The sequence below is a fragment of the Nocardia sp. NPDC047038 genome (assembly GCF_040644075.1).
GTDB lineage: Bacteria > Actinomycetota > Actinomycetes > Mycobacteriales > Mycobacteriaceae > Nocardia > Nocardia sichangensis.
Window position 1 is genome coordinate 49,660 of sequence record NZ_JBEYVQ010000009.1, and the last position, 25,843, is coordinate 75,502.

Sequence of the window (25,843 nt, forward strand, 5' to 3'; positions counted from 1 at the left end):
TCGAGTCGCCGCGGAGTGGGGAAGTGCCCGCGCGCCCGCCTCCTTCGCCAGATGAGACGGCAGGCGGTAGGTCCGCGCCGCCGTCGGGGCGCGGTCGAGGCGGCGTTTGCCGATCGGCCGCGTGCGCGTGCACTATGTGATGGCGCAGCGGCCGCCCGCGGCGAATCGTTCGCTGCGTCGCGTTCCGCGCGCCGGCAGGGGACCCCGGTGTTCCGCGGGCGGATCCGATCTGTTATCTACTGGCTACGATTGCTTTTTCGACTGCACGCGCTCGGTAACCGCGAAGGGATTATCTCTATGGCACGCAAGGTCGTCGTGACACTGGTCGATGACTACGACGGCAAGTCTCAGGCCGAGGAAACCGTGTCTTTCGCCGTGGACGGCGTGGCCTACGAGATGGACTTGTCGACGGAGAATGCCGGTCAGTTACGCGGATTCTTCGAACAATGGGTTCCGTATGCCCGCAAGGTCGGCCGTGCGCGGCGCGGCCGCGGCGGTGTCCTGCGGTCGGCGAACGACCGGGAACAAGCCACGGTGATCCGGGAGTGGGCGCGCAAGAACGGCATCGACGTCTCGGCGCGTGGACGTATCTCCGCCGAGGTGGTCGAGGCGTACAAGAAGGCGAACGGGTAGCTGCGGGACAGTTCGTCTCGGTTCGTGGCCGTCCTCGCGTCTGCGGGGACGGCCACGGCATTCTTACCGCGCCGCGCCGCGATAACAGCGCTCGACGGGGGTAAACGATCGGTATGACGGTCACGATAGGCGCTCCGAAGCAGGACCTGCCCCGCCCGCGCGGCGAGCTGTCGGAGGCGGTGGTGAAACTGCTGGGCAGCCGACCAGGTGGTTCGGTGCCGGTGCCGGGCTCGGTGGACCCGTACGGCGAAGACCTGCATCTGGCGCTGCACACCTGCTACGAACTGCACTATCACGGTTTCGCGGCCGTCGACGCGGGATGGGAATGGGACCCGGGTCTGTTGGGGCTGCGCGCCGCGCTGGAACAGCGATTCCTGCGCGCGCTGCGCGAGGACGTGCCCGGTGGCGACGATCTCGACGCGGAGCTGGAACGGTTGCTGGTGACGCCCGCCGACCCGGAGGGGCTGAGTCGTTTCCTGCGCGACGAGAGCGAATGGTGGCAGATGCGCGAATACTTCGTGCACCGTTCGATCTATCACCACAAAGAGGCCGACCCCTACGCCTGGGTCATTCCCCGGCTGCGCGGCCAAGCGAAGGCGTCGCTGGTGGCGGTGGAGTTCGACGAGTTCGGAGGAGGGCGCGGCGAGCGCGTGCACGCGCAGCTGTATGCCGATCTGCTGGCAGGCGCCGGGCTCAACCCGGACTATCTGCACTATCTGGATGTGGTGCCCGCGCCGATGCTCGCGTTGATGAACATGATGTCGCTGTTCGGGCTGCACCGGTCGTGGCGGGGCGCGCTGGTGGGGCATTTCGCCACGGTGGAGATCACCTCGCCGCCGGGCGCGCGGCGCCTGGTGGAGGCGCTGGAACGTTTGGCCGCCGACCCCGCGTGTCTGCTGTTCTACCGCGAGCACGTCGAAGCCGACGCGGTGCACGAGCAGGTCATGCGCACCGGCGTGATCGGCGATCTGCTCCGGCGGGAGCCCGAGCTGACCGAGTCGGTGGTATTCGGTATCCAGGTGACGAACCTGCTCGAGGACCGGTTCGCCGATCATGTGCTCGACGCCTGGCGCGCGGGCCGCAGCTCGTTGCGGGAAACCGGCAGCGGGACGGTCAGCGGGGGTGATTGAGTACCGCTGGGCGGGCTATCCGGCGAATGTGATGTTGATTCGACCCCCCGGTGTCTATCCGCCGCAGCTGGACACCTGGCTGCTCGTCCGCGCTCTGTCCGAGGCGGGTGTTCCGAGCGGCGGGCACGCGGTGGACGTGTGTACCGGCACCGGCGCCTTGGCCGTCGCCGCCGCGTACGCGGGAGCCTCGAAGGTGACGGCGGTGGACGTGTCCAGGGCCGCGGTGGTGTCCGCGTGGCTGAACTGCCGGATGCGCGGTATCGAGGCCGAGGTGCTGTGCGGTGATTTCACCGCGGTCCTCGGGGGGCGCAGTTTCGACCTGGTGCTGGCCAACCCGCCGTATGTCCCGGCCCCCGTGGGGGCCCACACGCGCGGCATCGCTCGCGCGTGGAACGCGGGTTCCGGAGGCAGGGCGGTCCTCGACCAGTTGTGCGTGGCGCTGCCCGCCCTGCTGAAACCGCGTGGTGTCGCGTTGATCGTGCATTCGGCGCTGTCGGATCCGGATACGACGCTGGCCCAGCTGCGCGAGCGAGAATTGAAGGCCGCTGTCGTGGCCAGGGCGACCGTGCCGTTCGGGCCGGTGCTGCGCCGCCGCGCGGACTGGCTGGAATCGGCCGGGCTGATCGGACCCGGCCAGCGTATGGAAGATCTGGTGGTGATCCGTGCCGACCGAATCCGGCAATGAGCAATGGCGGCGAGTGACGCTCACCGCCGACGGCCCCGCGTTGATCGAGGGCCCGGTCGAGTTCGTCACCGCGGACGGCCGGACGGTGCGCTCCGACCGGTTCCTGGTGGCCTTGTGCCTGTGTAAGCGCTCGAAGAACTACCCGTTCTGCGACACCAGCCACCGTAAGCATCGCCGTTCGTCGTGACCGCGGGTCACTTCGGCGAACGGTCCGAGCGCAGGTCGCGCACGGTGTCGAGCAGCGCCTCGGCCGCGCAGGCGGTGGTCTGCTCGAGCACGTCCTCCGGTTCCCCGTCGAACTGATGGTGCCATGCGCGCACGTCGTGCTCGGTGGCGATCGCGAACCACACCGAGCCCGGCGGCTGTCCGTCCTGCGGGTCGGGACCGCCCGCGCCCGTGACGGCAACGGCGACAACGGCATTCAGCAGGCTTCGGACACCGGTGGCCATCGCTTCGGCCGCGGGACGTGACACGACCGGCACGTCGGGCACCCCGAGAACCGTTCGCTTGACCTCCGAGCTGTAGGCGACGAGGCCGCCGCGAAACCACGTGGAAGAGTCGGGCGCGGCGCCGAACGTGGCGCACAGCCTGCCCGCGGTGAGCGATTCGGCGACCGCGACGGTGGTTTCCGAGCGCTGCGCCAATTCGGCCAGCTCGTGTGCGTAGTCATCGGCGTGGGGCATCTTCGTCCTTCCTGTGCTGTCCGCGGCTCACCATACGACCCGCCGAGGGTCCGGCCGCGCGGCGGACGTCGCGGTTTCGGGGACGCGGCGCCGGGAATGTCGGCAGAGAACCGGCCCCGACGCAAGGAGAAAGCGATGACCACCGACGCGATCGTGCTGCTTCGTGACGACCACAAGGCGATCCGAAAACTCTTCCGGGAGTTCGAGAAAGCAGGCGACGACGCCATCCGGACCAAGGCGAACGTGGTGAACAAGATCATTCAGGCGCTCACCGTGCACACCTATCTCGAGAACGAGTGCATGTACCCCGAGGTGCGCAAGCTCGTCCCCGAGCTCGAGGACGACATCCTGGAGTCCTACGAGGAGCACCACGTCGCCGACGTGCTGGTCAGCGAGCTGGCGACGATGAAGCCCGACGACGAGCACTTCACCGCCAAGACCACCGTGCTGATCGAGAACGTCGACCACCATATCGATGAGGAGGAGAACGAGTGGTTCCCGAAGGTGCGGGAACGCCTGGGACGTAAGCAGCTCCAGGAGATCGGGGCGCGGCTGCAAGAGCTCAGGAAGAAGGCGCCGACCTCGCCCGCGCAGCCGTCGGCTTTGAAGAAGGCCGTCGACGCCGTGCTGGCCTGATCCGGTCGGTCGCGCCGACACCCGTGGAGGTGTCGGCGCGACGGGCGTGAGAATCATTCAGCGGGAGGGTACTGCTGGGCGCCGAGCACCCGGGCCAGGTGCGCGGCGTTCCTGGCCAGCGCCGCGGTCGCCGAAGCCACCGCCTTCGGCACCGAGTCGAGGTCCTGATAGTCGGTGCCGCCCATGGCCTGATCGTTCCAGTACGTGCACCCCTGTGCCGGGATGGTGAATCCGATGTCGTTGAGCCCTTGATACAGGTCGGCGACGATCTTGTGCGCGCCGTCCTCGTTGCCGACGACCGCGACCGTCGCCACTTTGCCGACCATGGCGGGACGTCCCGCGTCGTCGGTTTCGGACAGTTCGGCGTCCAATCGCTCCAGCATCCGCTGCGCCACCGACGACATGTGCCCGACCCAGGTGGGGGTGGCCACCAGCAGGATGTCGGCCGCCGCGATCCGTTCGCGGATGGACGGCCACTGGTCGCCGGGGCCTTCGTCGGCGGTCACTCCGGGTAGCACGTCGTAGTCCACCAGCCGCAGCACCGTGCCCTGCACGTCGTGTTCGGCCAGCTCGTCGAGGACCTGCCGGGCGATGACATCACTGCTGGATTCGGCGGGGGACTTCTTCAGCGTGCACACCAGGGCGAGCGCGGTCGGTCCGGCCATGAAAGAAACCTCCTACGTTTCGGTTCGATCGCGGGCGACGACGCGGATCGTGCGCAGCCGGGAGTCGGCCGCGTCGGGGACGTTCATGCCCGCGTCGAGCCCAGTGCGCAGGTAGTCGACGACGGCGGCGTCGATGCGCTCGCCGGGTACGACCACCGGAATGCCCGGCGGATAGGGCGTGATCTGTTCGCCGGCGATCCGGCCGACGGCGTCGCGCGCGTCCACGGTCTCCACCGGGCCGAAGAACGCGTCGCGCGGCAGCATCACCGAGTCCAGTTGCAGGTCCTCGGGCGAGGGCAACTGGATGCGTGGCGGCCGCGGATCGCTCAGTTGGTCGCGCCACGCGGCGATGCCGTCGACCAGGACATCGATGGTGTCCTTGTCGTCGGCGAGCGACACCGTGGCGAGCAACCGGCGGTGATCGGTCAATCCCATGTCGATGCGGCGGTGCTCGCGCAGCCAGTCAGCGGCCTGATAACCGCTGGCCCCGGTACCGGACACGTCCATGAGGACCTGCAACCGGTCGAGGTCGTGGGAGGCTTCGACACCGAGCAGTTCGTCTTCCAGCACCTTGATGCCGGGGATCTCGGCGAGCCGGCGCCTGGCCTGTTCGGCTACGCGCAGCGCGGAACCGAGCAGTTCCTGCCCCCGCTCGACCATCTGCCTGCGCCAGCCGTCGAGCGCGGCGTAGACCAGCACGTTCGGGCTGGTGGTCATCAGCAGGTCCGCGCATTCGCTGAGCCTGATCGTGTCGACCAGATCGCCTTGGACGTGGAAGACCGAGCCCTGCTCGAAACCGGCGCCCATCTTGTGCACGCTGACCACACACAGGTCCGCCCCGGCGTCCATCGCCCAGGTCGGCAGGTCGTCGTGGAACGGCAGATGCGCCCCCCACGCCTCGTCGACGATGAGCGGCTTGCCGCGCTGGTGACAGACCTCGGCGATGCCGGCGATGTCCGCGCAGGTGCCGTAGGGACTCGGGCTCACGATCAACGCGCCCGCGGCGTCGGGGTGTTCCTCCCATGCCTCGGCAACCTGCCGCGGCGAGGGCGGGTGGGCGAAATGCTGCTCGGCGTCCCACCGCGGGGTGATCCAGTGCGGCTGGACACCGGAGAAGATCAGCCCGGCGACCACGGATTTGTGGCTGTCGCGCGCCACCAGCAGGCCGCCGTCGTGGCCGCCCGCCACCGTCATCATGGCCGCCTTCACCGATAGCGAACTGCCGCAGGTGGAGAAGAACGCCGATTCCGCGCGCACCGCGTCGGCCATGAGCGCTTCGGCGCGCGACAGATAGCCACCGCGCGAGAGCCGGTCGTCGAGCCCGGCGACGGCCAGGACATCGGAGCCGAAGGCGTCGCGGCCGATCACGTCCAGGACGCGTTCGTCGGTTCCGCGTCCTTGCCGATGCCCAGGAGGCGTGAAGCCGTACCGGCCCAGCCGGTGATAGTCGGCGAGGGCTTCCAGCAGGGGAGCTCGTGAATGGTCCACGGCTACCGCCTACCCCGAATCCGCGGCAGCACACATCCGGCGTACCCACCGCGCACCGAGCCCGTGGCCTGCGGTGTTGCCCCACGGCAAACCCCGGCGCGGTCGTTTCGGGCACAGGTGTCCGGGTAGGACGGGGACAAGTACCGACCCCGACCGAGGAGCCGCGCGGATGAAGGCAGTGACCTGGCAAGGGCGACACAAAATCGCCGTGGAGACGGTGCCCGATCCTCGGATCGAGGCCCCGACGGACGCGATCATCGAGGTCAGCTCCACCGGCATCTGTGGATCCGACCTACACCTGTACGAGGTGCTCGGCGCCTACATGAGCAACGGCGACGTCCTCGGCCACGAACCCATGGGACGTGTGGTGGAGACCGGTTCGGCCGTCACCGGGCTGGAACGCGGTGACCGCGTGGTCATCCCGTTCCAGATCAGCTGCGGCGCCTGTTACATGTGCCGGACCGGGCTGCCCACCCAGTGCGAGACGACGCAGGTCCGCCGATACGGCTGCGGCGCCGCCCTGTTCGGCTATTCGAAGCTCTACGGGCAGGTGCCCGGCGGCCAAGCCGAGTATCTGCGGGTGCCGCACGCGGACGCCACCCACATCACCGTGCCCGACGGACCGGCCGACGACCGCTTCCTGTACCTGTCGGACGTACTGCCCACCGCGTGGCAGGCCGTGGAATACGCCGGGGTGCCCGACGGCGGATCGGTGACCGTGCTGGGTCTGGGCCCGATCGGGGACATGGCCTGCCGGGTGGCCGCGCATCGCGGCTATCGCGTCATCGGTGTCGACCGGGTACCCGAGCGGCTGGCGCGGGTGGCCGAGCGCGGCATGGAAGTGATCGACCTCGACGCCGTCGACGAGCCGATCGGCGACATCATCCGCGGCTGGACCGACGGCCGGGGCACCGACTCGGTGATCGACGCGGTGGGGATGGAAGCCCACGGGTCGCCGATCGCGTCGATGGCCCAGCGCTCGGCGGCGTTCCTGCCCGATTTCGTGGCCCAGAAGGTGATGGACACCGCGGGCGTCGACCGGCTCGCGGCACTGCACTCCGCCATCGACATCGTCCGTCGCGGCGGCACGATCTCGGTGATCGGCGTCTACGGCGGCATGCTCGACCCACTGCCGATGCGGGTGTTGTTCGACAAGCAGATCCAGCTGCGGATGGGCCAGGCGAACGTCAAACGGTGGGTCGACGACATCATGCCGCTGCTGCGCGACGGCGACCCGCTGGGCGTGGACACCTTCGCCACCCACCGCCTCCCACTGACCGATGCGGCACAGGCCTACGCCACCTTCCAACAGAAGACCGACGGCGCGGTGAAGATCGTGCTCGACCCGACCGCGAACTGACCGGCGGAGCGGGTCCGCACCGGACCCGGCCGCGGTGCCCGCACCGCGGCCGCGGACGGTTTGCTCTGAGCATGCCTGGGTAGCTGCCGTGTATGAGCTTCTTACTACGCGGAGTCGTCTCACCGTGGTGGCTCGAGGCGCCGACCTCCGTTGCGGCGGAGATGGCCCGCGCGAGCGTGGAGAAGGCCGTCGATGTGGGAATGAAGGCGGCGCAGGCGCCGGTGCAGGCGGTGGCAGCGGGTGCACGGGCAGGCGTGTCGCTGCTGAATCTGGGCAGTAACGAGGAGTTGCGCGACGAGTTGGCCGCGCTGATCGACCCGCACGCGCTGCGCTCCCGGCGCCGGGTTGCGCTCAACGAGGACCGGGCCACCGTGGAGGTGCGCGGCCTGGACTCCGGCAGGAGCGGAGACATCACCGAGGCGCTGCACCGGACGCTGGACCGCCGCCGCGATGTGCGTTGGTGGCGGGTGAACGCGGTGACCGGCCGCGTCGTGGCCGCTCTCGAGCACGGTGCGGCCGACCTGCCCGCCCTGGTGTCGGCCATCGAATCCGTCGAGACCGATAACGCGGTCGGCGATCTGGACTGGAGTCGCGGCTGCGAGCACCCGGGGGACCGGGAACCGCTGCTGGCGGCCGGGATCCAGGTCGCGGGCGACGTGTGCGCGATCGGGTTGTCCGCCATGAGCGCCGTGCTGCCGTTGCGCGGACCCGCCCGTGTGTTGCGCGCCGCCGCCGCCTTCGTCGACACCCAGCCCCGTCTCCGCAAACGGCTCGAGGATCAGCTCGGCCGTCCACGAACCGATCTGGTGCTGACCACGGCGAACGCGATCGGCAACGCCCTGGGCAACAGTGCGGCGGCGGGCACGGCGAATCTGGTGATCGACGCGGTGCACCGCGGTTTCACGCTGACCGAATCGCTCACCCGCTACGTGCAATGGCAGGACTGGGAGGCCGAGATCGACCGCCGCCCAGCGGAAGTGTGCGACCCGCTGACCCCGCCCGACCGTGTGGTCCAGATGCCGCAGGGCCCGATCGAACGGGTTGCCGACGAAACGGCCGCGGGTGCGCTGGCGGGCGCGGTCACCTCCGTCCTCGGCGGACGTGGCCTGTTCGGCGCGGCCGACGCACTGGAACTCGGAGCGCCCAAGGCGGCGCGGGCCAGCCGCGAGGCCTACGGCGCGCTGGTCTCCACGATGCTGGGCCGCGCGGGTGTGCTGACGCTGCACCCGCGGGTGTGGCGGCGGCTGGACCGCCTGTCGGCGCTGGTCATCGATGGAGAATCGCTGCTGACCACACGGCGTCTGGTCCTCGAGGCCGAAGCGACCGACCCGAGATGGTCGGTCGCCGAGGTATGGAGCGCGAGCCAGCGACTGCTGTGGGAGCACGAGACCGGCGAAAGCCGCGACGACGCGCAGCCCGACCACACCGGCCGCTACCTGTCGGCCGGCGGCCACCGCAGACTGGTGCACCCCGCGACCGGAAAACCCGACGACGGTGTGACGCGCCGCCCAGTGTGGCGCGAATTCCACGACAACGGCACATCGGTCGGGCGGGTCCTGGTCGGCCGGGAACTCGACCGGCGGGCATACGCGCTGCTGGGCCGGGCGCGCAGCGCGGGCCTGCGCGTGACGCTCGCCGCGAGCGCCGACGCCGCCGAGTTGCGGTCCATGGCCGACGAATTCGTCTCCCCGTCCACGTCGATGAGCGGGCTGGTGCGCTCTCTGCAGCAGGACGGTCACGTCGTCGCCGTGTTGAGTCCCCGCGCGCACAAGGCGCTGGCCCACGCCGACGTCGCGATCGGTCTGGCCGTGCGGGAAGACAACGCGCTGCAGATGCCGTGGACCGCCGACGCAGTCTGCCGCGACCTCGCACAGGCCGACCGCGTCCTCGCCGCCGTCGCTCCGGCCCGTCAGGTGAGCGAACGCGGCCGCTCACTGGCCCTGTCCGGCGCGGCGCTGGGCGGTCTACTGCTCGCGGTCGCCCCGGACAGCGCGGGCCGCTCGTCGCCCATGACCGCCGCCCACTACACCGGTCTGCTCACCGGCGCCTACACCGGATGGCGTTCGGCGCGCACCGCCCCACCGGCCACGCTCGCACCGTTGCTGCCCTGGCACGCCCTCGAACCCCAAGAGGTGCTGAGCCGGTTGCCGCGGCCGCTCGCGGTGCCCGAGCGCGCCCGGCCCGGCGCGGTCGCCCGCATCCCCGGCGTGAGCGTCATCGCGGCGGCGGCGTCGTTCGCCGGTCAGTTGCGCCGGGAACTCGCCGATCCGCTCACCCCGATCCTCGGCGTCGGCGCGGTCGCCACCGCGGTGCTCGGCGCGCCGTCGGACGCGGTGCTGCTGTCGTCGGTGCTCGGCGTCAACGCGCTGGTCTCCGCCTGGCAGCGCCAGCGCGCGGAGAACGCGCTGTTCCGCCTGTTCGAAGGCGAGCAGCTCAGCGCCCGCGTGATCGACCGCGCCGACCTCGACACCGCCGAACCGCGCGAGCACCTGGTGCCCGCCGACGTCCTCGAACTCGGCGACGTGATCGTGCTGCGAGCCGGGGAAGTGGTCCCCGCCGATGCCCGGCTGCTGCGCGCGGACGATCTGGAAATGGACGAATCCGGCCTCACCGGCGAATCGATCACCGTCGAGAAACAGGTCGCGGCGACCCCGGGCCGGGCGCTGGCCGAGCGCGCCTGCATGGTCTTCGAAGGCAGCACCGTGGTCAACGGCACCGGGCGAGCGATCGTCGTGGCCGTCGGTCACGACACCCAGGCCGGCCGCGCCGCCGCCGGTGCCATCCCGCCGGAAAAGGCCGGTGTGCAGGCGCAATTGCGCCGCCTGACCGACCGGGCCCTGCCGTTGACGCTCAGCGGCGGCGGCATCGTCACCGGACTGGGCATGCTGCGCGGCAGGCCGCTGCGCACCGCGATCGCCGACGGCGTGGCGGTCGCGGTCGCCGCGGTCCCCGAAGGACTGCCGCTGGTGGCCACGGTCGCTCAGCTCGCCGCCGCCCGCAGGCTGTCGCGACACGGCGTGCTGGTGCGCGCCAGCCGCACCGTCGAGGCACTGGGGCGGGTGGACACCCTGTGCTTCGACAAGACCGGCACCCTCACCGAGGGGCGGCTGCGCCTGACCACACTCGCCGATCTCGACGAGCAGTGGCCCGCCGACGCCGACTGCGAGCACGCGCACCGCCTGCTGCGGGCCGCGACCCGCGCCTGCCCCGATCCCGCCGAGGGCCCGATCGTGCACGCCACCGACCGCGCGGTGGTCGAGGCCGCGGCCGAGGCGCTCGGCGACGACCCCCGCCGCTGGGACGCGATCGAGGAGATCCCGTTCGAATCCAACCGCGGCTACGCCGCCACCCTCGGCCACACCTCCCGCAAACTGCGGCTGATCGTGAAGGGCGCCCCCGAAGTGGTGCTCTCGCGCTGCACCGGCGTGCGGATCGACGAGACCGACCATCCCTTCGACGACCGCCTGCGTCAACGCGCCGAACAGGTGGTTCGCGATCTGGCCGAGCAGGGCTTGCGGGTGCTGGTGGTGGCCCGGCGCGACCTGCCGACCGAACCCGACGACGTCGAGGCGGCGGTCGCCGAACTGAGTCTGCTCGGCTTCATCGGCCTCGCCGACGCCCCGCGCCCGCAGACGGTGCCGCTGGTCACCGCGTTGCAGCGCAACGGAATCAGCGTCCGCATGATCACCGGCGACCACCCGGTGACCGCGGCGGCGGTGGCCCGCCAGCTCGGCATCGAGGCGGGGGAGGTGGTGACCGGCGCGGATCTCGACCGTCTGGACGAGACCGCGCGTGCGGAACTGATCGAGCAGAGCACGGTGTTCGCTCGCGTCAGCCCGGAACACAAGGTGCGCATCGTGGCGGCGCTGCGCCGCGCGGGACATGTGGTCGGGATGACCGGCGACGGCAGCAACGACGCCGCCGCGATCCGCACCGCCGACGTCGGAATCGGTTTGGCCGCACAGGGTTCGGTCGCCGCCCGCAACGCCGCCGACATGGTGCTCACCCATCCCGACCCCCTGGTGCTGTTGCACGCCCTCGTCGAAGGCCGCGGCATGTGGCAGCGGGTCACCGACGCCGTCGGCGTGCTGGTCGGCGGCAACGCAGGCGAGGTCGCCTTCACGCTGTACGGCACCGCCGTCAGCGGCCAGGCGCCGCTGGGCACCCGGCAGTTCCTGCTGGTGAACATGCTCACCGACATGTTCCCCGCCATGGCGCTGGCGCTGTCGCGGGAACGGGACGCGGTCGATCCCGACGACACCGACGACCCGCAGGCCCAAGCGCAGCGCGCGGCGGAGCGGCTGGCCGAGCTGCCGCCCGCGCGCCTGGGCCCCGACCTGCTGCACACGCTCGGCGTCCGCGGCGTCGCCACGGCCACCAGCGCCTCGGTCGCCTGGACCCTCGGCCGGATGACCGGCACGCAGCGCCGCGCCGCCACCATCGGCCTGGTCGCGCTCATCGGCACACAGCTGGGTCAGACGCTGGTCTCCGGTTACCGCAGCCCGTTGGTGTGGCTCACCACGGCCGCCAGCGGTGCGGTGCTCGGCGCGGTGGTGATGACACCGGGACTGTGCGGCTACTTCGGTTGCCGCCCGCTGGATCCGGTCGGCTGGGGGATCGCGACCACCTGCGCGACCACCGCCACCGTCGCCGCGGTGCTGGTTCCGCGGCTGCTGCCCCCACCGGAATCGGAGTAGCAGCGGCGCGCTGATTGGCGTCCGTCCGCCCGGGTACCCGCCGGGCGACGGACCTCGCCACGGGCACATGATCCCCGGTCCGCGCGGCGACCCGGCGGCCGGTCGCCCAGGGCACGAAAACCTGAGCCCACGAACGCATTCCACAGCGACAGAAACGAGTGTTGCGATGACCGACCAGGATGTCGTCGACCTGCTCACCGCCCAGCACGAGGAGATCCGCACGCTGCTGGCGCGACTGAAGTCGGGTAACGACGGGAAACAGGACTTGTTCACCGAGTTGGTGCGGTTGCTGGCCGTGCACGAGAGCGCCGAGGAGGAGGTCGTGCATCCGGTCGCCGGACGGGCCCGGTTCGGCGCCGACGCCGACATCGTGCAACCGCGGCTGGAGGAGGAGAACGCGGCCAAACGCGCGCTGGCCGACCTCTACGACCTCGGGGTGGACCATCCCGAGTTCGATGCCCGGCTCGCCGAATTCGCCGACGCGGTGGACGAGCACGCCGCGCACGAGGAGGCCGAGGAATTCGCTCTGCTGCGCGCCCAGTTCTCCAGCAGCCAGCTCCAGCGGATGGCCGGATCGCTGCGGGCCGCCGAGGCCGTGGCGCCCACCCGGCCGCACCCGCACGCGGGGGAGTCCGCGCTCGCGAACCTGGCGGCGGGCCCGCCGCTGGCGCTGTTCGACCGCGCCCGCGACGCGGTGCGCGACTGGCGCCGCCAGCACGACAGCTGAACCACCCACAGCCCCGAAACGCCAGAAGGAGGACCGACATGGGGTTTCCCGAGCAGCAGCAGAAAGTCCCCGGTATCCAGGCCAAGATGACTCCGGTGCCGGATTGCGGTGAGGACAGCTACCGCGGTTCCGGCAAACTGACCGGCAAGGCCGCCGTCGTCACCGGCGCCGACAGCGGCATCGGGCGGGCGGTGGCGATCGCCTACGCGCGTGAAGGCGCGGACGTATTGATCTCCTACCTCGACGAGGACGAGGACGCGAAGGAAGTCGCCGATCTGGTGACGCAGGCCGGACGCAAAGCCGTGCTCGTGCCCGGCGACCTGTCCGAAGCCGCCCACTGCCGCGCCGTCATCGACCGGGCAGTACGGGAATTCGGCAAGATCGACGTCCTGGTGAGCAACGCGGCGTTCCAGATGACGCACGAGACCCTGGAAGAGATCAGCGACGAGGAGTTCGAGCACACCGTCAAGCTGAACATCAACGCCTACTTCTACCTGGTGAAGGCGGCGCTGCCGCACATGCCGCCGGGGTCGTCGATCATCGGCAGTTCTTCGGTGAATTCCGACATGCCCTCGCCCACCCTGGCTCCGTACGCGGCGACCAAAGCCGCCATCGCGAACTTCTCCGCCAGCCTCGCGCAGCTACTGGGTGAGCGCGGGATCCGGGTCAACAGCGTTGCGCCGGGACCGATCTGGACTCCGTTGATCCCGTCCACCATGCCGGTGGAGAAGGTCACCCACTTCGGGGACGACACCCCGCTGGGCCGCGCCGGTCAACCGGCCGAACTGGCGCCCACCTACGTCATGCTGGCCTCCGACGACGGCAGCTATGTCTCGGGCGCTCGGATCGCCGTCACCGGCGGCAGGCCGATCCTGTGACCCTCGGCGCGCGATAGCCCCACGGTCGGCCGATCTCCCGGATCGGCCGACCGCCGGTGGCGGCGGGTCACAGCATCGTCACCACGAGCCCGACCGCGACGGCGACGAACAGCAGGATCACCAGCGCCCCGATGAGCATCGCCAGCACGCCGGTGACCGGGAAGTGGTGTCGGGTGCTCGGCTCCGGCGCGGACAGACCGGACGTCTGCGGGGTGTCCGGTGGTGTGGCGCCGGGCGACACCCCGCCGCCGGGTTCCAGGTCGGGAGTTTTCGCGGGGTCGGGGTCCATCGCGTTCATAGCCGCTCCCTACTCGCCGTCGTTTCCGGGTGCCTCGGGTGCGTCGGGCCGTTTGCCGGACCTCTTGCGATACAGGATCACCGCGCCGACCAGCACCGCGAGTCCGAGAATCACCAACAGTTCCATGGCAGGGGCCTACCCGGTATCCGCGTGCCCAATCGAGAGGGGCTGCCGGTCACCTGCCGATGATCACGTAGTGACCGGCGGTCTCCTGGAACTCGACGGCGTCGGCGATCGCCGCGTCGTCGAGCGCGGGGCTACCGTCCGCGACGACGAGCAGCTTGTCGTCATCGTCGTAGAACCGGTGGATGATCCCCACACAGCGTCCGCGGGCGAAGACCAGAGGTTCGGACGGTCCGAGGAAGTAGCCGTCGAGTTCTTGTCCGTCGGGGGCGCGGGTGAGCGGAACGTATCCGTAGTTGACGAGATAGCGGAATCCGCATCGCGGATGGTGGCTGCCGTACGGGCGGTCGATGACCAGATCCACTGTGCGGCCGAGGAATAGACGCGCCAACCGCAGCGATTCGGAGTCCTCGAGTTTCACCGGATCGGTCACCCGCCCCAGGCTACGGCAGATCGATCATGCCGTGGCGCGCGAGCCACGGGCGGCGGCAGGCCGGTCGATCGGGCGCTCCGCTTCGCCCTTCCCGCCCGGCCGCCACACCTGTACGCTATGACCGACCGGTCGGTCATAGCGTGTTCAGTGAAGGAGTAGCAGGTGCGAACCTTGCTTCGATTTGCCGCATCGACGGCCACCGCCGCGGTGTGCCTCCTGGGAGCCGCGCCCGTCGCCGGGGCGCAGGAGCCCGCGAGCGTTCCCTACAGCTATCTGGCGGGGTTGGCCGCGCAGCTGGCGGCGCCGGGGGCGCCCCCGCCGGGAGCCAACGATTGGACCTGCCACCCGGGTGCCGCACATCCGAATCCCGTGGTGTTGCTGCACGGCCTGGGCAACGAGACGGTGAGCTGGCAGACCCTGTCGCCGTTGCTGGCGGCCGCCGGATACTGCGTGTACACCACCACCTACGGCACCGGTGCGTTCGGTCCGGCGCTGGGCGCGGTGGCGCCGGTCCCCGAGAGCGCCCGCCAGATCGGAGCGTTCATCGACCGCGTCCTGGCCGCCACCGGCGCGGCGAAGGTCGATGTCGTGGGGCATTCGATGGGCGGTGCGGTGCCGTTCTACTACTTCCACCACCTCGGCGGCGCCGGAAAGGTCGCACGCCACATCGGGCTGGGCGCTCCTTATCACGGGTCGACGCTCAGCGGCGCCGACACCGCGGCGAAGCCCCTGCGGGATCTGCCGGGCACCGCGGACGCCATCGCCGACTGCGGCCCCTGCCAGATGTCGCCGGACTCGCCGTTTCTGCGGGAGTTGAAAGCTGACGCCCGGCTGGTGCCCGATGTGCAGTTCGTCAGCATCGTCAGCCGCTACGACGAGATCGCCACGCCCTACACCACCGGCATGCTCGACGGGCCGAACGCCCGCAACATCGTGCTGCAGGACGTGTGCGCCACCGACTACTCCGAACACTACGGGCTCACCTCCGATCCGGTCGCGGTGCGCGAAGTGCTCGACGCGCTGGATCCCGAGCACGCCCGGTCGGTGGAATGCCCGGTGGTCGCGCCGATCGTGGGACCGCTCACCTCGGTGGCCGGGTCGTGAGGTCGGCCGAGCCCGGCCGCAAGGCACTGCTGCACGCGGGCCGCACCCTGCTGGGGGAGGCGGATCTGGCCAAACTGTCGGTGAACGCGATCGTCGCGCAGGCGAACATGGCCAAAGGCAGCTTCTATCAGCACTGGTCCAGCCGCGGCGACTACATCCGAGCGCTGCACCACGCTTTCCACGAGGACTTGTTCGCCCAGGTGCTGGACACCGTCTCCGGCACGCCGCCGGGTATCGAGCGGCTGACCGCGGGTATGCACGCCTACCTCGACGGCTGCCTGGCCCAGCCGGCGACGAAGGCGCTGCTGATCCAGGCGCGCTCCGAAGCGGGCCTCGGTGAGCAGGTCGCGGCGCGCAATCGGCAAGCCGCGCTGGTCATCACGGACGATCTCGCCGCCGCCGGGTGGGCGGACCCGGAACCGGTCGCGACGCTGATCGTGGCCGCGATCGCCGATATCGCGCTCGCGGAGCTGACCGCCTCGCGGACCCGCCCGGACCTGCGTGCGGCCTTGGTACGCCTGGCCACCGGACACCGCGGCAACGGGGTAGCCGAACGGTAGCCGAGGCATTGCGTGTGGGCGTGGGCTGGAGGAAGGTGAGTATGTCCGGTGGCGCCACCGGGGCGCCGCCATGAGCAGTCGGGAGGTGGCCCGTGTACGCACGTTCCAGCACAATCGCGGCCCAGCCGTCATCGATGGACGACGGGATCGCATACCTCCGCGATGAAGTGATGTCGAATCTGCCGGAGCTGCAGGGGTGGGTCGGCATGTCGTTGCTGGTGAACCGGTCGACGGGACGTTGCATCGCTACGACCTCGTGGGAATCGCGGGAGGCATTGCATGCCAGCAGAGGACGGGCCCAGCAACTGCGCGACGGCCTGGCCCGCCGACTCGGCGGCGGGGTGGAGCGCGTCGAGGAATGGGACATCGCGGCGATGCACCGCGACCATCCCGCCGGCGACGCCGCCTGCGCCAGGTGCAGTTGGGTGCAGGTCGACCCGGGGCAGGTCGAGCGCCTGATCGACACGTTCCGGATGGAAGTGCTGCCGCAGATCGAGACGCTCGACGGATTCTGCAGCGCCAGCCTGTTCGTCGACCGGGACAGCGGCCGAGGGGTGGGCGCGATGGTGTGGGCGACTCGCGAGGCGATGGACGCCACCCGCGAGCACAGCACTCGGATCAGGAGCGCGGCGACTCAGCGAGTCGGCGCCAACGTGCTCGAGGTGGGGGAGTTCGAGCTGGCGTTCGCGCATCTGCGCGTCCCCGAAATGGCCTGACAGCGCCCGAGTTCCGGCCGGAGCACACGCTTCCGGCCGGACATTCGTGTTCCCGCGCGGGCACGGCGACCGGAACGGCCAGGACGCCGCAGGTATCGGCGGCCCTTACCCGAGAGGTAATGGCCGCGACGGCCGGCCGTTCGTAGGATCGGGGCGTGACTACCCCAACGGCAGGTGACCTGCTGCGACATTGGCGCCTGGAACGCAGGCTGAGCCAGCTGGAGCTGGCCGGACGGGCCGACACCTCGGCGCGGCACCTGAGCTTCATCGAAACCGGGCGCGCCACCCCGAGCCGCACCATGATCGTGCACCTGTCGGAGCATCTGGAGATCCCGTTGCGCGAACGCAACCGCGTCCTGCTGGCCGCGGGCTACGCGCCCGCCTACGCGCAGCCCGGTCTGGACACTCCGGCCATGAACGCCGTCCGCGGCGCCATGCGCCAGATCCTCGCGGGCCACGAGCCCTACCCCGCGCTGGCCATCGATCAGAACTGGACGATGATCGACGCCAACAGCGGCGTGGCCGTGCTCATCGCGGACATCGATCCGGCACTGACGAAACCGCCGGTGAACGCGCTGCGGCTGAGCCTGCACCCCGACGGCATGGCCGGCCGCATCCGCAACCTCGCCGAATGGCGTGGCCACATCCTCGCCCGTCTGGCGCGCCAAGTAGAGGTCACCGGCGCCAGGGACCTGGCCGACCTGCTCGAGGAGCTGCGGTCCTACCCCGGTGGCGAAGTGGAGCTCACCGTGCCCGAACCCGACCAGGCGGTGGTGCCGCTGCGGATCGAGCACGACGGCAACGAGTTGTCCTTCCTCAGCGTCACGACGGTGTTCGGCACCCCGATGAACGTCACCGTCGCCGAACTGGCCATCGAGTCGTTCTTCCCCGCCGACGAGGACACCATGAAACGGCTCACCGCGGGCGCCCGGTGAGCCGCGCGGCCCAGCTGTCGGCCCTGCTGGACGCGCCCGTCCGCGCCGTCACCGATCTCGGCGCCCGCCATGCGTGGACGCTGCACCGCGCCGAAACAGCCGACGGCAGAACGGTTTTCGTGAAGGCTTCGGCCGCGCCGACATCCGTCTTCTCGGCCGAAGCTGCGGGCCTGTCCTGGCTGCGCGCCACCGCGCCCGACCCGGCCGGGGCCTTGCTGCCGCAGGTCCTGGCCGCCGACGACCGGACACTGGTGCTGCCCTGGCTGGAGGAGACCGGACCCACCCCAGCGGCCGCCGAGCGATTCGGCCGTGAACTGGCCGCGCTGCACGCCGCCCGCGCCGAGCAGTTCGGGGCCCCGTGGGAAGGCTGGATCGCCAGCCTGCCGCTGCCCAACACCCCGACCGACGGCCCGTGGTCGCGGTGGTACGCCGAGCAGCGCCTCGCGCCCTACCTCGCCCGGGCGGCGGCGGCGCTCGGCTCCGACGGCACCCGCCTGATCGAACGCGTCATCGATCGCATCGATGAGCTGGCCGGCCCCGCCGAACCACCGATCCGCATCCACGGCGATCTCTGGTCGGGCAACATCGTGTGGACGCGGGAACGGGCGATGCTCGTCGACCCCGCCGCGCACGCGGGCCACCGCGAGACCGACCTGGCCATGCTCGCCCTCTTCGGCGCTCCACACCTGGACCGTATCCGCGCCGCCTACCACGAAACCCACCCGCCGGCCGACGGATGGCGCACCCGCACGCCGCTGCACCAGCTGCATCCGCTGCTGGTGCACGTCGCGCTGTTCGGCGCGGGCTACCGAGCGCGGACCCTCGCCGCGGCCGCCGCCGCGCTCGGGTCCTGACCCGCGCCCGGCGTCACCCGTTGACCCGGGCGATGACCTTCTCCGCGAAGCGGGACAGGCTGGCGATCTTGGTCTCCAGCGGCTCGGTGTCCTGCTCGGTGGTGTAGGGGAGCCGGAAGCCGACGATCACATCGGTGACCCCTTTGTCCTCGAGACGTTTGATCCCGTCGACAGTGAAACCGTCCAGCGAGATGACGTGCACCTCGAAGTCCTTGCGGGTGCCGTACTCCGCGCGCAACGTGTCCAATTCGCCCAGCAGCCGGTCCAATTCGGCGCCCTCGCCACCGGCGTGCATCCACCCGTCGCCGCGCTGCGCGGCCCGGCGCAACGCGGGCCTGCTGTGGCCGCCGATCAGGATCGGCACCGGTTCGGTCGGCACCGGGCTGATCTTGATCGGCGGAATGTCGTAGAACTGCCCGTGGTATTCGAAGTACCCGCCTGCCGAAAGTCCGCGCACGATGTCGATGCATTCGTCCATCCGCGCGCCGCGCTTGTCGAACGGCACCCCCATGATCTCGAAATCGTCCGGCCACGGGCTGATGCCGACACCGAGCCCGAACCGGTTGCCGCTCAGCGCGGCCACCGACGCGGCCTGCTTGGCCACCAGCACGGGCGGGCGAATCGGCAGCTTCAGCACGAACGGCGTGAACCGCAGCGTGGTGGTCACCGCCGCCATCGCCGCGCTGAGCACGAATGCCTCGACGAACGGCTTGTCCTCCAGGAACTCCCGGTTCCCGTCGGGGGTGTAGGGATATTTCGCGTCGGACTCCTTCGGGTACGCCACACTGTCGGCGACCGCCATGGAGGTGTAGCCCGCCTCCTCGGCGGCCTTGGCCAGAGCGAGGTAATACGACGGGTCGGTCATCGTCTCGGCGTAGGTGAAACGCATGGTGCCTGCCTTCCTGGCGCGTCGAGCGCGCCGCGCGGGTCCCGGGCGGTTGCCGAGACGTGAGGGGAACTGCCGCAGGCGCGACCGTGCCGCCGCGACGGCATCGCGGACTGCCGTGGGCCGCCGCCTACTGCCATGGGTTGGTGAATCCTTCCGGAATCAAATGGTCGAACAGCGCTCGCATCTGCGGTGACAACCGCAGCAGTTCGATGTGCGAGCCGATCGGCCCGCCCTCGAGATAGGCGAACTCCATCCCGACGCCGTCGAACCGGCCGCGCGCGGTGATCTCGATACCGGTCGCGGCGGCCTCGGCGAGCGCGGCGTCGTAGTCCTCGGGCACCCAGGCGGCGTGATGCAGTCCGGGGCCGACCCGATCGAGATGCTCGGCGTACAGGCTCACCCCGCCACGCGGCTCGATCAGCTCCAACTGCTGGCCACCCGCATAGCCGAGCGCCACACCGATCGTGTAATCGGCCGGGGCCCCGCGCAATTCGGCCGCATCGGGCCCGAAGTGGACCTCCGGAATGGTGAACCATTCACCGACTCCGTACCGGGTGGTGAACGTCTCACGAGCCGAAGCCAGATCACCCACCACCCAGCACAATTGGAAGATCGGGCCGCCTGTGATCATCGGCGGCCTCCGAGACGGCTCAGCAGACCCGGACACCACCGGTGTGCGGCGACCACCGCCCTGTTGTAATGCGGAAACACGATGTAGGGCCGGTTCTTCCGCATGCCACGCAGGATGTGCCGCGCGGCCCGTTCGGAGCCGGTCATCCCGATCGGCGTCCGGCGCAACGGTTCGCGATAGGAGTACCCGGGCAGGTCGATCCCGGAATCGACGATGTCGGTCGCGACCCCGCCGGGCACGGCCAGGCTCACGCGGACACCGGCGGCGGCCGCTTCGACGCGCAGCGCGGTGCTGAGCCCGACCACCGCGTGCTCGGTCATCGCGTACGCGGCCGACGGCGCCACCGGTGTCAATCCGGCCAGCGACGCCACGTTGACGATGTGGCCGGAGCCCTGCGCGCGCATCAGTGGATAGGCGTGGCGCGTCGCGTGCACCACGCCCCACAGGTTCACGTCCACGAGCCGCTGCCACTGCGGCAACGGCATGTGCTCGGCGGCGCCGCCCACACGGATGCCCGCGTTGTTGAACAGGAAGTCGATGCGCCCCAGCTCGGCCACGGCGCCGTGCACCAAGCGGCGCATCTGGTCGTCGTCGGAGACGTCGACGACCTGGGTGTGGATCGCGGTATCGGCGGCCAGCCCGACCAGCCCGGCGGCGTCGATGTCAGCGGCCACCACCGCGACGCCCCGCGCGGCCAACAGGCGGCACAGCGCGGCGCCGAGGCCGGACGCGGCACCGGTGACCACCGCCACATTATCCACGCCGTTTAATTAATCATCTGTGTTTAACATCGTCAATACTCGTGTTTAGTAGAGTGCGTGCATGCCGAGCGACGAATCGCGCACCGCCTTGCTCGACGCCGGAGAACGCCTCATCGCCGAACGCGGCCTCGACGTGCCGCTGCGCGACATCGCCGCCGCCGCGGGCCAGCGCAACAACTCCGCCGTGCACTACTACTTCGATTCGCGCACCGGACTGATCGAGGCCATCGTCGAGCGCCGGATGAACTGGCTCGAACAGCGGCGCATGCAGCTGCTGGCCGCCCACGAGGCCGACGGCCGCACCAACGACGTGCACACCCTCGTCGCCATGCTCGCGACCCCGATCCTCGAACTGCTCGGCCACGACCGGGTGACCCATCTGGGCCGGTTCCTGGAAGTGGTACGCACCCATCCCGTCGTGGCGGACGCGCACCGTCTCGCCGACGCCGACCGCGCTGCCGTCCGCATCATCGCCACCCGCCTCGACGCCGCGCTGACCGCTCTGCCGCGGCGGCTGCGCAGGCAACGCCTGGAAACCATGGCCACCGTCATGTTCGCGTTGATCGCCGACTACGAACGCACCCTGGAAGCGGGGGTGCGCACCGCCCACCCCGGGGACGCCGCGGAGATCGTGGACATGATCGTCGCCATGCTCACCGTGCCCGTCCCCGAGCGCACGGCCACCGCGCCGGGGCACTGACAACGGCACCCCTCAACCCAGCACCGGCCGTGTACCCGGGGCGACGGCCAGCTGCCGACGCACTTGCGGCCCCGCGGTATCGGGGAACCGTCGGTGCAGTCGGTCGATATAGCGGCGCACCACGCACAATTCGCTGTACAGCTCGTGCCGCGCGGCGGGATCGTGGCGGTAAGTGGATTCGATTTCCCGCGCCAACGTCCGGGCCTGCCGGGTCAGCAACTCCAAGAAGACCCGAGCCTGGGCGAGGTCGGCGTCGTATTCCATTCGGTAGGCCGATCTGTCGTTCGATTCCTGTATCGGTCGCCCAGCGCTCCCCGTGCCGCGGTCCTCGGCCGATCGGAGCAGAACATGATGCTAACCGAGCCCCAGCCCCTCGGTCGCCGAAACGGAACCGTTCGACCGCTATCGCCTGGCGATCACGTCCGCACTCGTCGACCGAACGCCGTCGGCGGGGATGCGCCGTGCCGGACTCGGTCGGATACCGCTCGCGCGTATGGTGATCGTATGGGCGTCATCGGGGAGCTGTTTCCTGGCAAGAAGCTGAACCATCAGGGAAGCGAGGACAGCGACGGGCAGACCCATACACCGCGGTTCGACATCGATCTCGACACCGGAGTGGTACGGGTGCCGCGCGCGGACCGGACCCCTGCCGAGGACCACGGCGACGGGCGAGAACAGGCCTAGGATCGGCCCCGGTGTACGAAGCCATGCCACATCACCTCTGTGGCACCGCCCCGCAAATTCCGCTCGGACAGAAAACATCTCGCTGATCGCAACCCGTTACGACAGCGGTGCGCACCGGTAGCGTCGCCGCAATGGGCAAAGTTGGTGGGCGACGACGGCCCCTGAAGACCGTCACGGGAGTCAGCGGTGCGGTCAGCGTGTACGCGGCGGCCATCGATCCGTCCGCCACGACGATCGCGTCATCGATCGATATCGCGAAAATCGCCGAACAACACAAATTCGACGCCCTCTTCGCCGCCGACCTGCTCAGTTTCGGCGCACAAGGCGCCATCGGCGCCCAGGAACCGTTGATCTTCCTGTCCGCGCTGAGCGCCGTCACCTCGCACGTCGGCCTCATCGCCACGGTGACCACCACCTTCCACCACCCCTACAACCTCGCCCGGCTCTTCGGCACCCTCGACCACATCAGCAACGGCCGCGCGGCATGGAACGCGGTGACTTCCTCGGTGGGGGAGGAGAACTACGGCGACCAGGATCTGCCGAGTCCCGAAGACCGGTATGCCCGCGCCACCGAATCCCTCGAGGTGGTCAACGCCCTGTTCGACAGCTGGCAGTCCGGCGCGCTGACTCCCGACGGGCACGGCGGCGCGATCCTGGACGCCACCCGCGTGCGGCCCATCGATCACGCCGGGCGGTACTTCACCGTCCGTGGACCGCTGAACATCCCGCCCCTACCGCAGCGCAGACCCGTGCAATTCCAGGCCGGGCAATCGGCGGGCGGCATCGAACTGGGCGCGCGATTCGCCGAGGTCGTGTTCACCTCACTGCCGACCCTCGAAGACGCGGTCACCTACACCAAACGCATTCGCGCACGCGCGAGCGAACTCGGCCGCGCCGAAGGCCTGCCGCTGATCATGAGCTCGTTCCACGCCACCTACGGCGCCACCGAAGCCGAAGCGAAGCGCCTCGCGCGGGAACAGGCCGAGGCGACCGACTTCGAAGCGGGACGCGCCGCCCTCGCCGACATGCTCGGCGGCGGCGTCGACCTGTCCGGCCTGCCGCTGGACAAGCCCCTCCCGGACAACGTGCTCCCCGATGTGGCCTCCGTGCACCGCCGACGCGGCCGCGTGGAGATCTTCAGCAACTTCGCACGGTCGGGAAAGACACTGCGAGAGCTGATCATCGCCGCCAAAGACACCGGCCACTGGGCCGTCGCGGGCACCCCCGAACAACTCGCCGACGCGATCGAAGAACGCTACGACGCAGGCGTTCTCGATGTGATCTCCCTCGGCGGACTCGCCGACGAACGCACCCGCGACTTCGTCGTCAACGGACTGCTGCCCGAACTACGCCGCCGCGGCATCACCGGCTCCGACTACGTCGGCGCGACCTTCCGCGAAAACCTCGAACTACCCCCGCTACCGGACTGACACGTGCGGCACGCAGCCGCTGTCACATCAACTCGGCGAGATGGGCGCGCGACCACGCGCACATACCGTGCACCAGCCGCAGCAACTCGTCTCCCGCAGGGGTGAGGGAATACTCCACCCGAGGATTGGCCGTGTGGTGATCGCGCCGCGCGACCAAACCCTCCCGTTCCAGCGAACGCAGTGTCTCGGTCAGCATCTTGTAGCTCACGCCCTCGATCGACCGATGCAACTCGCCGAAACGGCGTTCGCCGTCCCCGATCTCCTCGAGCACCCGCAACGCCCACTTCGTCGACAGCGCCGCGAAAACACGCCGGGCGACCGCCCTGGCCTGCTGCTCCTCGGTCTCGGACATCCTCACCACTCACCTTCGAGTGCGTACTGCCGGTCGTGCCGATCCGCGCCTAGCGTCGGACCGGTGCGCATCCTGAAAACCTATGCCAGAGTCTTCGTCACCGACCTCGACACCGCCCTGCCGACCTACGAACGGCTGGCCGGAGCGAAGGCCGATCTCCGTTTCGGCTTCGAGCGCGCCGAACTCGCCGCCGTCGGCGACTTCCTGCTCATCGCGGGCCACCCGGACGATGTCGAGCGCTACCGGACCACCGTCGGCCCGATCATCGTCGATGATCTCGACGCTCTGCTGCGGACGGTGACCGACTACGGCGCTGAACTCATCGCAGGACCACTCACCAGCGCCACCGGGACATTCGTCTACGTCCGGCATGCCGACGGAGCCGAGCTGGAATATGTGCAGTGGTCGCCCGAGACACGAACGCGCGTACTGGGACCGGACCACACCATCGGACGCTAGCGGGTGAGGACCGGCGTCGACCGATGCCCTGAGGTTTCCGGCCGCGGCGGGTTCGTGTTCCGCACCCACGTGACGTTGGCGACCAAGTCGTCATCGAAGACCAGTTCGTCCCACAGCAGCCGCTCGGCGGCGTCCGGCGTCGGCTGTACCGCCGGACGCGGCGCCACCGCGACGGCCGCGGGCTGCTCGGGCTCGGCGGGCGGCGGCGTCACCAACCACGACAGGGCCCGCATCGGGCTGAGGCCGTAGCGGCGAGCGCCCTGCGCGATCGCGGCCACCGCGGCGGCGCAGCTCAGCACGCCGGCGACCAACGCCACGGGCGTGAGTCCGGCGCTGGCCATACGCCGTTCGCCGCTGCCCGACCCGCCCTCGCCGAAGATACGGTGCAGCAACCCCGCGCCGAGACCTTCACCCGGATCGACCAGGATCCGCAATTCCGGCCCCCTGGCATCCAGGTACAGCAAGGCGCTCAGCACCACGATCGCCGCCAGCACACTGGAGCCGACCACCAGGTGCGCGAACCCGCGGGTCCGCAACCGCAGCTGCGCCACCACCGCGAACACGGTGACGACCATCGCTGCCGCGGCCAGCAGACCCCAGGCGCCGCTGATGTTCACGTCACGGAACTTCGACACCGACCACTCGTCGAAACCATTGGTCGCCCCGGTCACCCGGCCGAACGCGTCGGAGCGCGCCTCGCCACCCGAACCCGACGCCGAAAGCCACGGCTGGAACAGCAAGGCGAAGCCGACCGCGCTCGCGGTCGCGGCGAACAAGAAGCCCCAATCCACACCCCGTGGTGGCGTCGCCCCGCGTCCGGTGCCTCCGGAGCCACGGCTCCGACGGTCGCGCGTTTTGCTTGCCTGCCAAGGGGTTGGTTGTACCATTGCTCCAGTTTCGCCGGTGCCGCATGAATAACCTTGCCGCCCAGAGCAATAACAGTGGAATTGCCCCAGAAGCCGAATATCGCGGCACATCGATAAAGATGTAATTCGATCGGGCATCATCGGCCATCGACGAAAATCACCGTAAGCAGCTGCGCGACAGCAGGCAAGCGTGATCGATCTCCCACGCATCGCCGCAGCTCCCACGGCCTACCGACGAAGAGCGACCCAACCGGCGAGTAACTTTTCGCGCACGGCGTTGAACTCGACATTCGCAGATTTCACCGCAACGATGCCCAACGCTGCGCGCCCCGATTGCTGTGACACGCTTAACAAGACAGCACTAGGACGTCGGTCACAAAATTCACGCGGCACGAACTCGACACGGCCGGAAATTCGCGAATCCCCGCCGCCCGAACGCATTCCCAGCAACACCGCCCGAAGCGGA

General features: G+C 69.8%; 30 protein-coding genes. 18 read left to right on the forward strand and 12 right to left on the reverse strand.

Translation table 11 applies throughout. The features are described 5' to 3' along the window. The first annotated feature begins 297 nt into the window (after window positions 1-297). The 4 genes from ABZ824_RS26465 (at window position 298) to ABZ824_RS26480 (ending at window position 2,635) form a co-directional block, all read left to right on the forward strand. Entirely contained in the window at window positions 298-633 is a 336-nt protein-coding gene (locus ABZ824_RS26465) for an Lsr2 family protein (RefSeq protein WP_281880583.1), read from the forward strand. A 113-nt stretch (window positions 634-746) separates the two neighbouring features. Beyond that, complete coding sequence (locus ABZ824_RS26470; RefSeq protein WP_356966020.1) at window positions 747-1,763, forward strand: iron-containing redox enzyme family protein; 1,017 nt, start codon at window positions 747-749, stop codon at window positions 1,761-1,763. A 31-nt stretch (window positions 1,764-1,794) separates the two neighbouring features. Beyond that, a complete protein-coding gene (locus tag ABZ824_RS26475; protein ID WP_356966022.1) occupies window positions 1,795-2,448 on the forward strand; it encodes a HemK2/MTQ2 family protein methyltransferase in 654 nt (217 codons plus the stop codon). Further along, complete coding sequence (locus tag ABZ824_RS26480) at window positions 2,426-2,635, forward strand: CDGSH iron-sulfur domain-containing protein (protein ID WP_355080570.1); 210 nt, start codon at window positions 2,426-2,428, stop codon at window positions 2,633-2,635. Before ABZ824_RS26475 ends, ABZ824_RS26480 begins: the two co-directional genes overlap by 23 nt. A gap of 7 nt (window positions 2,636-2,642) precedes the next feature. Here ABZ824_RS26480 and ABZ824_RS26485 read toward each other — a convergent pair whose 3' ends face one another. Continuing rightward, window positions 2,643-3,131 (reverse strand): CinA family protein, encoded by a 489-nt coding sequence (locus tag ABZ824_RS26485; RefSeq protein WP_355080571.1) that lies wholly within the window; start codon window positions 3,129-3,131, stop codon window positions 2,643-2,645. A gap of 135 nt (window positions 3,132-3,266) precedes the next feature. On the opposite strand from ABZ824_RS26485, the gene ABZ824_RS26490 reads away from it, so the two are divergent. Then, on the forward strand, window positions 3,267-3,767 hold the full coding sequence (locus ABZ824_RS26490) for a hemerythrin domain-containing protein (protein WP_356966024.1): 501 nt from the start codon (window positions 3,267-3,269) through the stop codon (window positions 3,765-3,767). A gap of 53 nt (window positions 3,768-3,820) precedes the next feature. On the opposite strand, the gene ABZ824_RS26495 is transcribed toward ABZ824_RS26490, so the two are convergent. Together ABZ824_RS26495 and ABZ824_RS26500 are read right to left on the reverse strand one after the other, a co-directional pair. Then, window positions 3,821-4,432 carry an NAD(P)H-dependent oxidoreductase gene (locus ABZ824_RS26495; protein WP_355078052.1) on the reverse strand — a complete coding sequence of 204 codons (612 nt, stop codon included), beginning with the start codon at window positions 4,430-4,432 and terminating at the stop codon, window positions 3,821-3,823. Window positions 4,433-4,444: 12 nt separating this feature from the next. Continuing rightward, window positions 4,445-5,920: an ornithine decarboxylase gene (locus tag ABZ824_RS26500; RefSeq protein ID WP_356966026.1), complete on the reverse strand. Its 1,476-nt coding sequence runs from the start codon at window positions 5,918-5,920 to the stop codon at window positions 4,445-4,447. A 169-nt stretch (window positions 5,921-6,089) separates the two neighbouring features. Here ABZ824_RS26500 and ABZ824_RS26505 point away from each other — a divergent pair, with 169 nt between their 5' ends. From ABZ824_RS26505 to ABZ824_RS26520, 4 genes are all read left to right on the forward strand, one after another. Next, window positions 6,090-7,280 (forward strand): alcohol dehydrogenase catalytic domain-containing protein, encoded by a 1,191-nt coding sequence (locus tag ABZ824_RS26505; RefSeq protein WP_356966028.1) that lies wholly within the window; start codon window positions 6,090-6,092, stop codon window positions 7,278-7,280. A 92-nt stretch (window positions 7,281-7,372) separates the two neighbouring features. Further along, a complete protein-coding gene (locus ABZ824_RS26510) occupies window positions 7,373-11,977 on the forward strand; it encodes a cation-translocating P-type ATPase (protein ID WP_356966030.1) in 4,605 nt (1,534 codons plus the stop codon). Window positions 11,978-12,143: 166 nt separating this feature from the next. Then, complete coding sequence (locus ABZ824_RS26515) at window positions 12,144-12,704, forward strand: hemerythrin domain-containing protein (RefSeq protein WP_355078048.1); 561 nt, start codon at window positions 12,144-12,146, stop codon at window positions 12,702-12,704. Between the two features lie 38 nt (window positions 12,705-12,742). Next, window positions 12,743-13,582 carry an SDR family oxidoreductase gene (locus ABZ824_RS26520; protein ID WP_355078047.1) on the forward strand — a complete coding sequence of 280 codons (840 nt, stop codon included), beginning with the start codon at window positions 12,743-12,745 and terminating at the stop codon, window positions 13,580-13,582. Window positions 13,583-13,649: 67 nt separating this feature from the next. Here ABZ824_RS26520 and ABZ824_RS26525 read toward each other — a convergent pair whose 3' ends face one another. From ABZ824_RS26525 to ABZ824_RS26535, 3 genes are read right to left on the reverse strand one after another with little or no spacing between them, the layout of a single operon-like run. Next, the gene (locus tag ABZ824_RS26525; RefSeq protein WP_355078046.1) at window positions 13,650-13,880 is read right to left on the reverse strand and encodes a DUF6480 family protein; all 231 of its coding nucleotides are present in this window, start codon (window positions 13,878-13,880) and stop codon (window positions 13,650-13,652) included. A 9-nt stretch (window positions 13,881-13,889) separates the two neighbouring features. Next, window positions 13,890-14,006 (reverse strand): LPXTG cell wall anchor domain-containing protein, encoded by a 117-nt coding sequence (locus tag ABZ824_RS26530; protein ID WP_355078045.1) that lies wholly within the window; start codon window positions 14,004-14,006, stop codon window positions 13,890-13,892. A gap of 49 nt (window positions 14,007-14,055) precedes the next feature. Beyond that, on the reverse strand, window positions 14,056-14,436 hold the full coding sequence (locus tag ABZ824_RS26535; RefSeq protein ID WP_355078044.1) for an inorganic diphosphatase: 381 nt from the start codon (window positions 14,434-14,436) through the stop codon (window positions 14,056-14,058). A gap of 162 nt (window positions 14,437-14,598) precedes the next feature. Here ABZ824_RS26535 and ABZ824_RS26540 point away from each other — a divergent pair, with 162 nt between their 5' ends. The 5 genes from ABZ824_RS26540 to ABZ824_RS26560 all read left to right on the forward strand — a co-directional run bounded on the left by ABZ824_RS26540 (window position 14,599) and on the right by ABZ824_RS26560 (window position 18,605). After that, entirely contained in the window at window positions 14,599-15,540 is a 942-nt protein-coding gene (locus ABZ824_RS26540) for an alpha/beta fold hydrolase (RefSeq protein ID WP_356966034.1), read from the forward strand. Next, window positions 15,537-16,100, forward strand: a complete 564-nt coding sequence (locus ABZ824_RS26545) for a helix-turn-helix domain-containing protein (protein WP_356966036.1) — start codon at window positions 15,537-15,539, stop codon at window positions 16,098-16,100. Before ABZ824_RS26540 ends, ABZ824_RS26545 begins: the two co-directional genes overlap by 4 nt. Before the next feature lie 92 nt (window positions 16,101-16,192). Next, window positions 16,193-16,816 carry a hypothetical protein gene (locus ABZ824_RS26550; RefSeq protein WP_356966038.1) on the forward strand — a complete coding sequence of 208 codons (624 nt, stop codon included), beginning with the start codon at window positions 16,193-16,195 and terminating at the stop codon, window positions 16,814-16,816. Window positions 16,817-16,971: 155 nt separating this feature from the next. Further along, on the forward strand, window positions 16,972-17,751 hold the full coding sequence (locus tag ABZ824_RS26555) for a helix-turn-helix transcriptional regulator (RefSeq protein ID WP_356966040.1): 780 nt from the start codon (window positions 16,972-16,974) through the stop codon (window positions 17,749-17,751). Next, complete coding sequence (locus ABZ824_RS26560) at window positions 17,748-18,605, forward strand: fructosamine kinase family protein (protein WP_356966042.1); 858 nt, start codon at window positions 17,748-17,750, stop codon at window positions 18,603-18,605. Before ABZ824_RS26555 ends, ABZ824_RS26560 begins: the two co-directional genes overlap by 4 nt. Window positions 18,606-18,618: 13 nt before the next feature. On the opposite strand, the gene ABZ824_RS26565 is transcribed toward ABZ824_RS26560, so the two are convergent. The 3 genes from ABZ824_RS26565 to ABZ824_RS26575 all read right to left on the reverse strand — a co-directional run bounded on the left by ABZ824_RS26565 (window position 18,619) and on the right by ABZ824_RS26575 (window position 20,871). Then, window positions 18,619-19,494: a TIGR03619 family F420-dependent LLM class oxidoreductase gene (locus tag ABZ824_RS26565; RefSeq protein ID WP_356966044.1), complete on the reverse strand. Its 876-nt coding sequence runs from the start codon at window positions 19,492-19,494 to the stop codon at window positions 18,619-18,621. A gap of 127 nt (window positions 19,495-19,621) precedes the next feature. Beyond that, complete coding sequence (locus tag ABZ824_RS26570; RefSeq protein ID WP_356966046.1) at window positions 19,622-20,125, reverse strand: VOC family protein; 504 nt, start codon at window positions 20,123-20,125, stop codon at window positions 19,622-19,624. Then, on the reverse strand, window positions 20,122-20,871 hold the full coding sequence (locus ABZ824_RS26575; protein WP_356966048.1) for an SDR family NAD(P)-dependent oxidoreductase: 750 nt from the start codon (window positions 20,869-20,871) through the stop codon (window positions 20,122-20,124). Before ABZ824_RS26575 ends, ABZ824_RS26570 begins: the two co-directional genes overlap by 4 nt. Window positions 20,872-20,947: 76 nt before the next feature. Here ABZ824_RS26575 and ABZ824_RS26580 point away from each other — a divergent pair, with 76 nt between their 5' ends. Further along, window positions 20,948-21,586, forward strand: coding sequence for a TetR family transcriptional regulator (locus ABZ824_RS26580; protein WP_355078036.1), 639 nt, complete (start codon window positions 20,948-20,950; stop codon window positions 21,584-21,586). Between the two features lie 12 nt (window positions 21,587-21,598). On the opposite strand, the gene ABZ824_RS26585 is transcribed toward ABZ824_RS26580, so the two are convergent. After that, a complete protein-coding gene (locus ABZ824_RS26585; protein ID WP_356966050.1) occupies window positions 21,599-21,850 on the reverse strand; it encodes a hypothetical protein in 252 nt (83 codons plus the stop codon). A 240-nt stretch (window positions 21,851-22,090) separates the two neighbouring features. On the opposite strand from ABZ824_RS26585, the gene ABZ824_RS26590 reads away from it, so the two are divergent. Both ABZ824_RS26590 and ABZ824_RS26595 read left to right on the forward strand, forming a co-directional pair. Next, the gene (locus tag ABZ824_RS26590; protein WP_356966052.1) at window positions 22,091-22,270 is read left to right on the forward strand and encodes a hypothetical protein; all 180 of its coding nucleotides are present in this window, start codon (window positions 22,091-22,093) and stop codon (window positions 22,268-22,270) included. Between the two features lie 131 nt (window positions 22,271-22,401). Further along, on the forward strand, window positions 22,402-23,700 hold the full coding sequence (locus tag ABZ824_RS26595; RefSeq protein ID WP_356966054.1) for an NtaA/DmoA family FMN-dependent monooxygenase: 1,299 nt from the start codon (window positions 22,402-22,404) through the stop codon (window positions 23,698-23,700). Window positions 23,701-23,722: 22 nt separating this feature from the next. On the opposite strand, the gene ABZ824_RS26600 is transcribed toward ABZ824_RS26595, so the two are convergent. After that, window positions 23,723-24,052 carry a helix-turn-helix domain-containing protein gene (locus tag ABZ824_RS26600; RefSeq protein ID WP_355078032.1) on the reverse strand — a complete coding sequence of 110 codons (330 nt, stop codon included), beginning with the start codon at window positions 24,050-24,052 and terminating at the stop codon, window positions 23,723-23,725. A 63-nt stretch (window positions 24,053-24,115) separates the two neighbouring features. On the opposite strand from ABZ824_RS26600, the gene ABZ824_RS26605 reads away from it, so the two are divergent. After that, the gene (locus tag ABZ824_RS26605) at window positions 24,116-24,511 is read left to right on the forward strand and encodes a VOC family protein (protein WP_356966057.1); all 396 of its coding nucleotides are present in this window, start codon (window positions 24,116-24,118) and stop codon (window positions 24,509-24,511) included. On the opposite strand, the gene ABZ824_RS26610 is transcribed toward ABZ824_RS26605, so the two are convergent. Further along, window positions 24,508-25,287 (reverse strand): hypothetical protein, encoded by a 780-nt coding sequence (locus ABZ824_RS26610; protein ID WP_356966059.1) that lies wholly within the window; start codon window positions 25,285-25,287, stop codon window positions 24,508-24,510. The two genes, ABZ824_RS26605 and ABZ824_RS26610, sit on opposite strands and share 4 nt — an antisense overlap. Window positions 25,288-25,843: the final 556 nt, after the last annotated feature.

Coding starts and splice junctions, on each gene's coding strand:
- ABZ824_RS26465 (WP_281880583.1), top strand. CDS start 298: ATGGCACGCAAGGTCGTCGTGACACTGGTCGATGACTACGACGGCAAG.
- ABZ824_RS26470 (WP_356966020.1), top strand. CDS start 747: ATGACGGTCACGATAGGCGCTCCGAAGCAGGACCTGCCCCGCCCGCGC.
- ABZ824_RS26475 (WP_356966022.1), top strand. CDS start 1,795: ATGTTGATTCGACCCCCCGGTGTCTATCCGCCGCAGCTGGACACCTGG.
- ABZ824_RS26485 (WP_355080571.1), bottom strand. CDS start 3,131: ATGCCCCACGCCGATGACTACGCACACGAGCTGGCCGAATTGGCGCAG.
- ABZ824_RS26490 (WP_356966024.1), top strand. CDS start 3,267: ATGACCACCGACGCGATCGTGCTGCTTCGTGACGACCACAAGGCGATC.
- ABZ824_RS26495 (WP_355078052.1), bottom strand. CDS start 4,432: ATGGCCGGACCGACCGCGCTCGCCCTGGTGTGCACGCTGAAGAAGTCC.
- ABZ824_RS26505 (WP_356966028.1), top strand. CDS start 6,090: ATGAAGGCAGTGACCTGGCAAGGGCGACACAAAATCGCCGTGGAGACG.
- ABZ824_RS26510 (WP_356966030.1), top strand. CDS start 7,373: ATGAGCTTCTTACTACGCGGAGTCGTCTCACCGTGGTGGCTCGAGGCG.
- ABZ824_RS26515 (WP_355078048.1), top strand. CDS start 12,144: ATGACCGACCAGGATGTCGTCGACCTGCTCACCGCCCAGCACGAGGAG.
- ABZ824_RS26520 (WP_355078047.1), top strand. CDS start 12,743: ATGGGGTTTCCCGAGCAGCAGCAGAAAGTCCCCGGTATCCAGGCCAAG.
- ABZ824_RS26525 (WP_355078046.1), bottom strand. CDS start 13,880: ATGAACGCGATGGACCCCGACCCCGCGAAAACTCCCGACCTGGAACCC.
- ABZ824_RS26530 (WP_355078045.1), bottom strand. CDS start 14,006: ATGGAACTGTTGGTGATTCTCGGACTCGCGGTGCTGGTCGGCGCGGTG.
- ABZ824_RS26565 (WP_356966044.1), bottom strand. CDS start 19,494: ATGCGTTTCACCTACGCCGAGACGATGACCGACCCGTCGTATTACCTC.
- ABZ824_RS26570 (WP_356966046.1), bottom strand. CDS start 20,125: ATGATCACAGGCGGCCCGATCTTCCAATTGTGCTGGGTGGTGGGTGAT.
- ABZ824_RS26580 (WP_355078036.1), top strand. CDS start 20,948: ATGCCGAGCGACGAATCGCGCACCGCCTTGCTCGACGCCGGAGAACGC.
- ABZ824_RS26585 (WP_356966050.1), bottom strand. CDS start 21,850: ATGGAATACGACGCCGACCTCGCCCAGGCTCGGGTCTTCTTGGAGTTG.
- ABZ824_RS26590 (WP_356966052.1), top strand. CDS start 22,091: ATGGGCGTCATCGGGGAGCTGTTTCCTGGCAAGAAGCTGAACCATCAG.
- ABZ824_RS26595 (WP_356966054.1), top strand. CDS start 22,402: ATGGGCAAAGTTGGTGGGCGACGACGGCCCCTGAAGACCGTCACGGGA.
- ABZ824_RS26600 (WP_355078032.1), bottom strand. CDS start 24,052: ATGTCCGAGACCGAGGAGCAGCAGGCCAGGGCGGTCGCCCGGCGTGTT.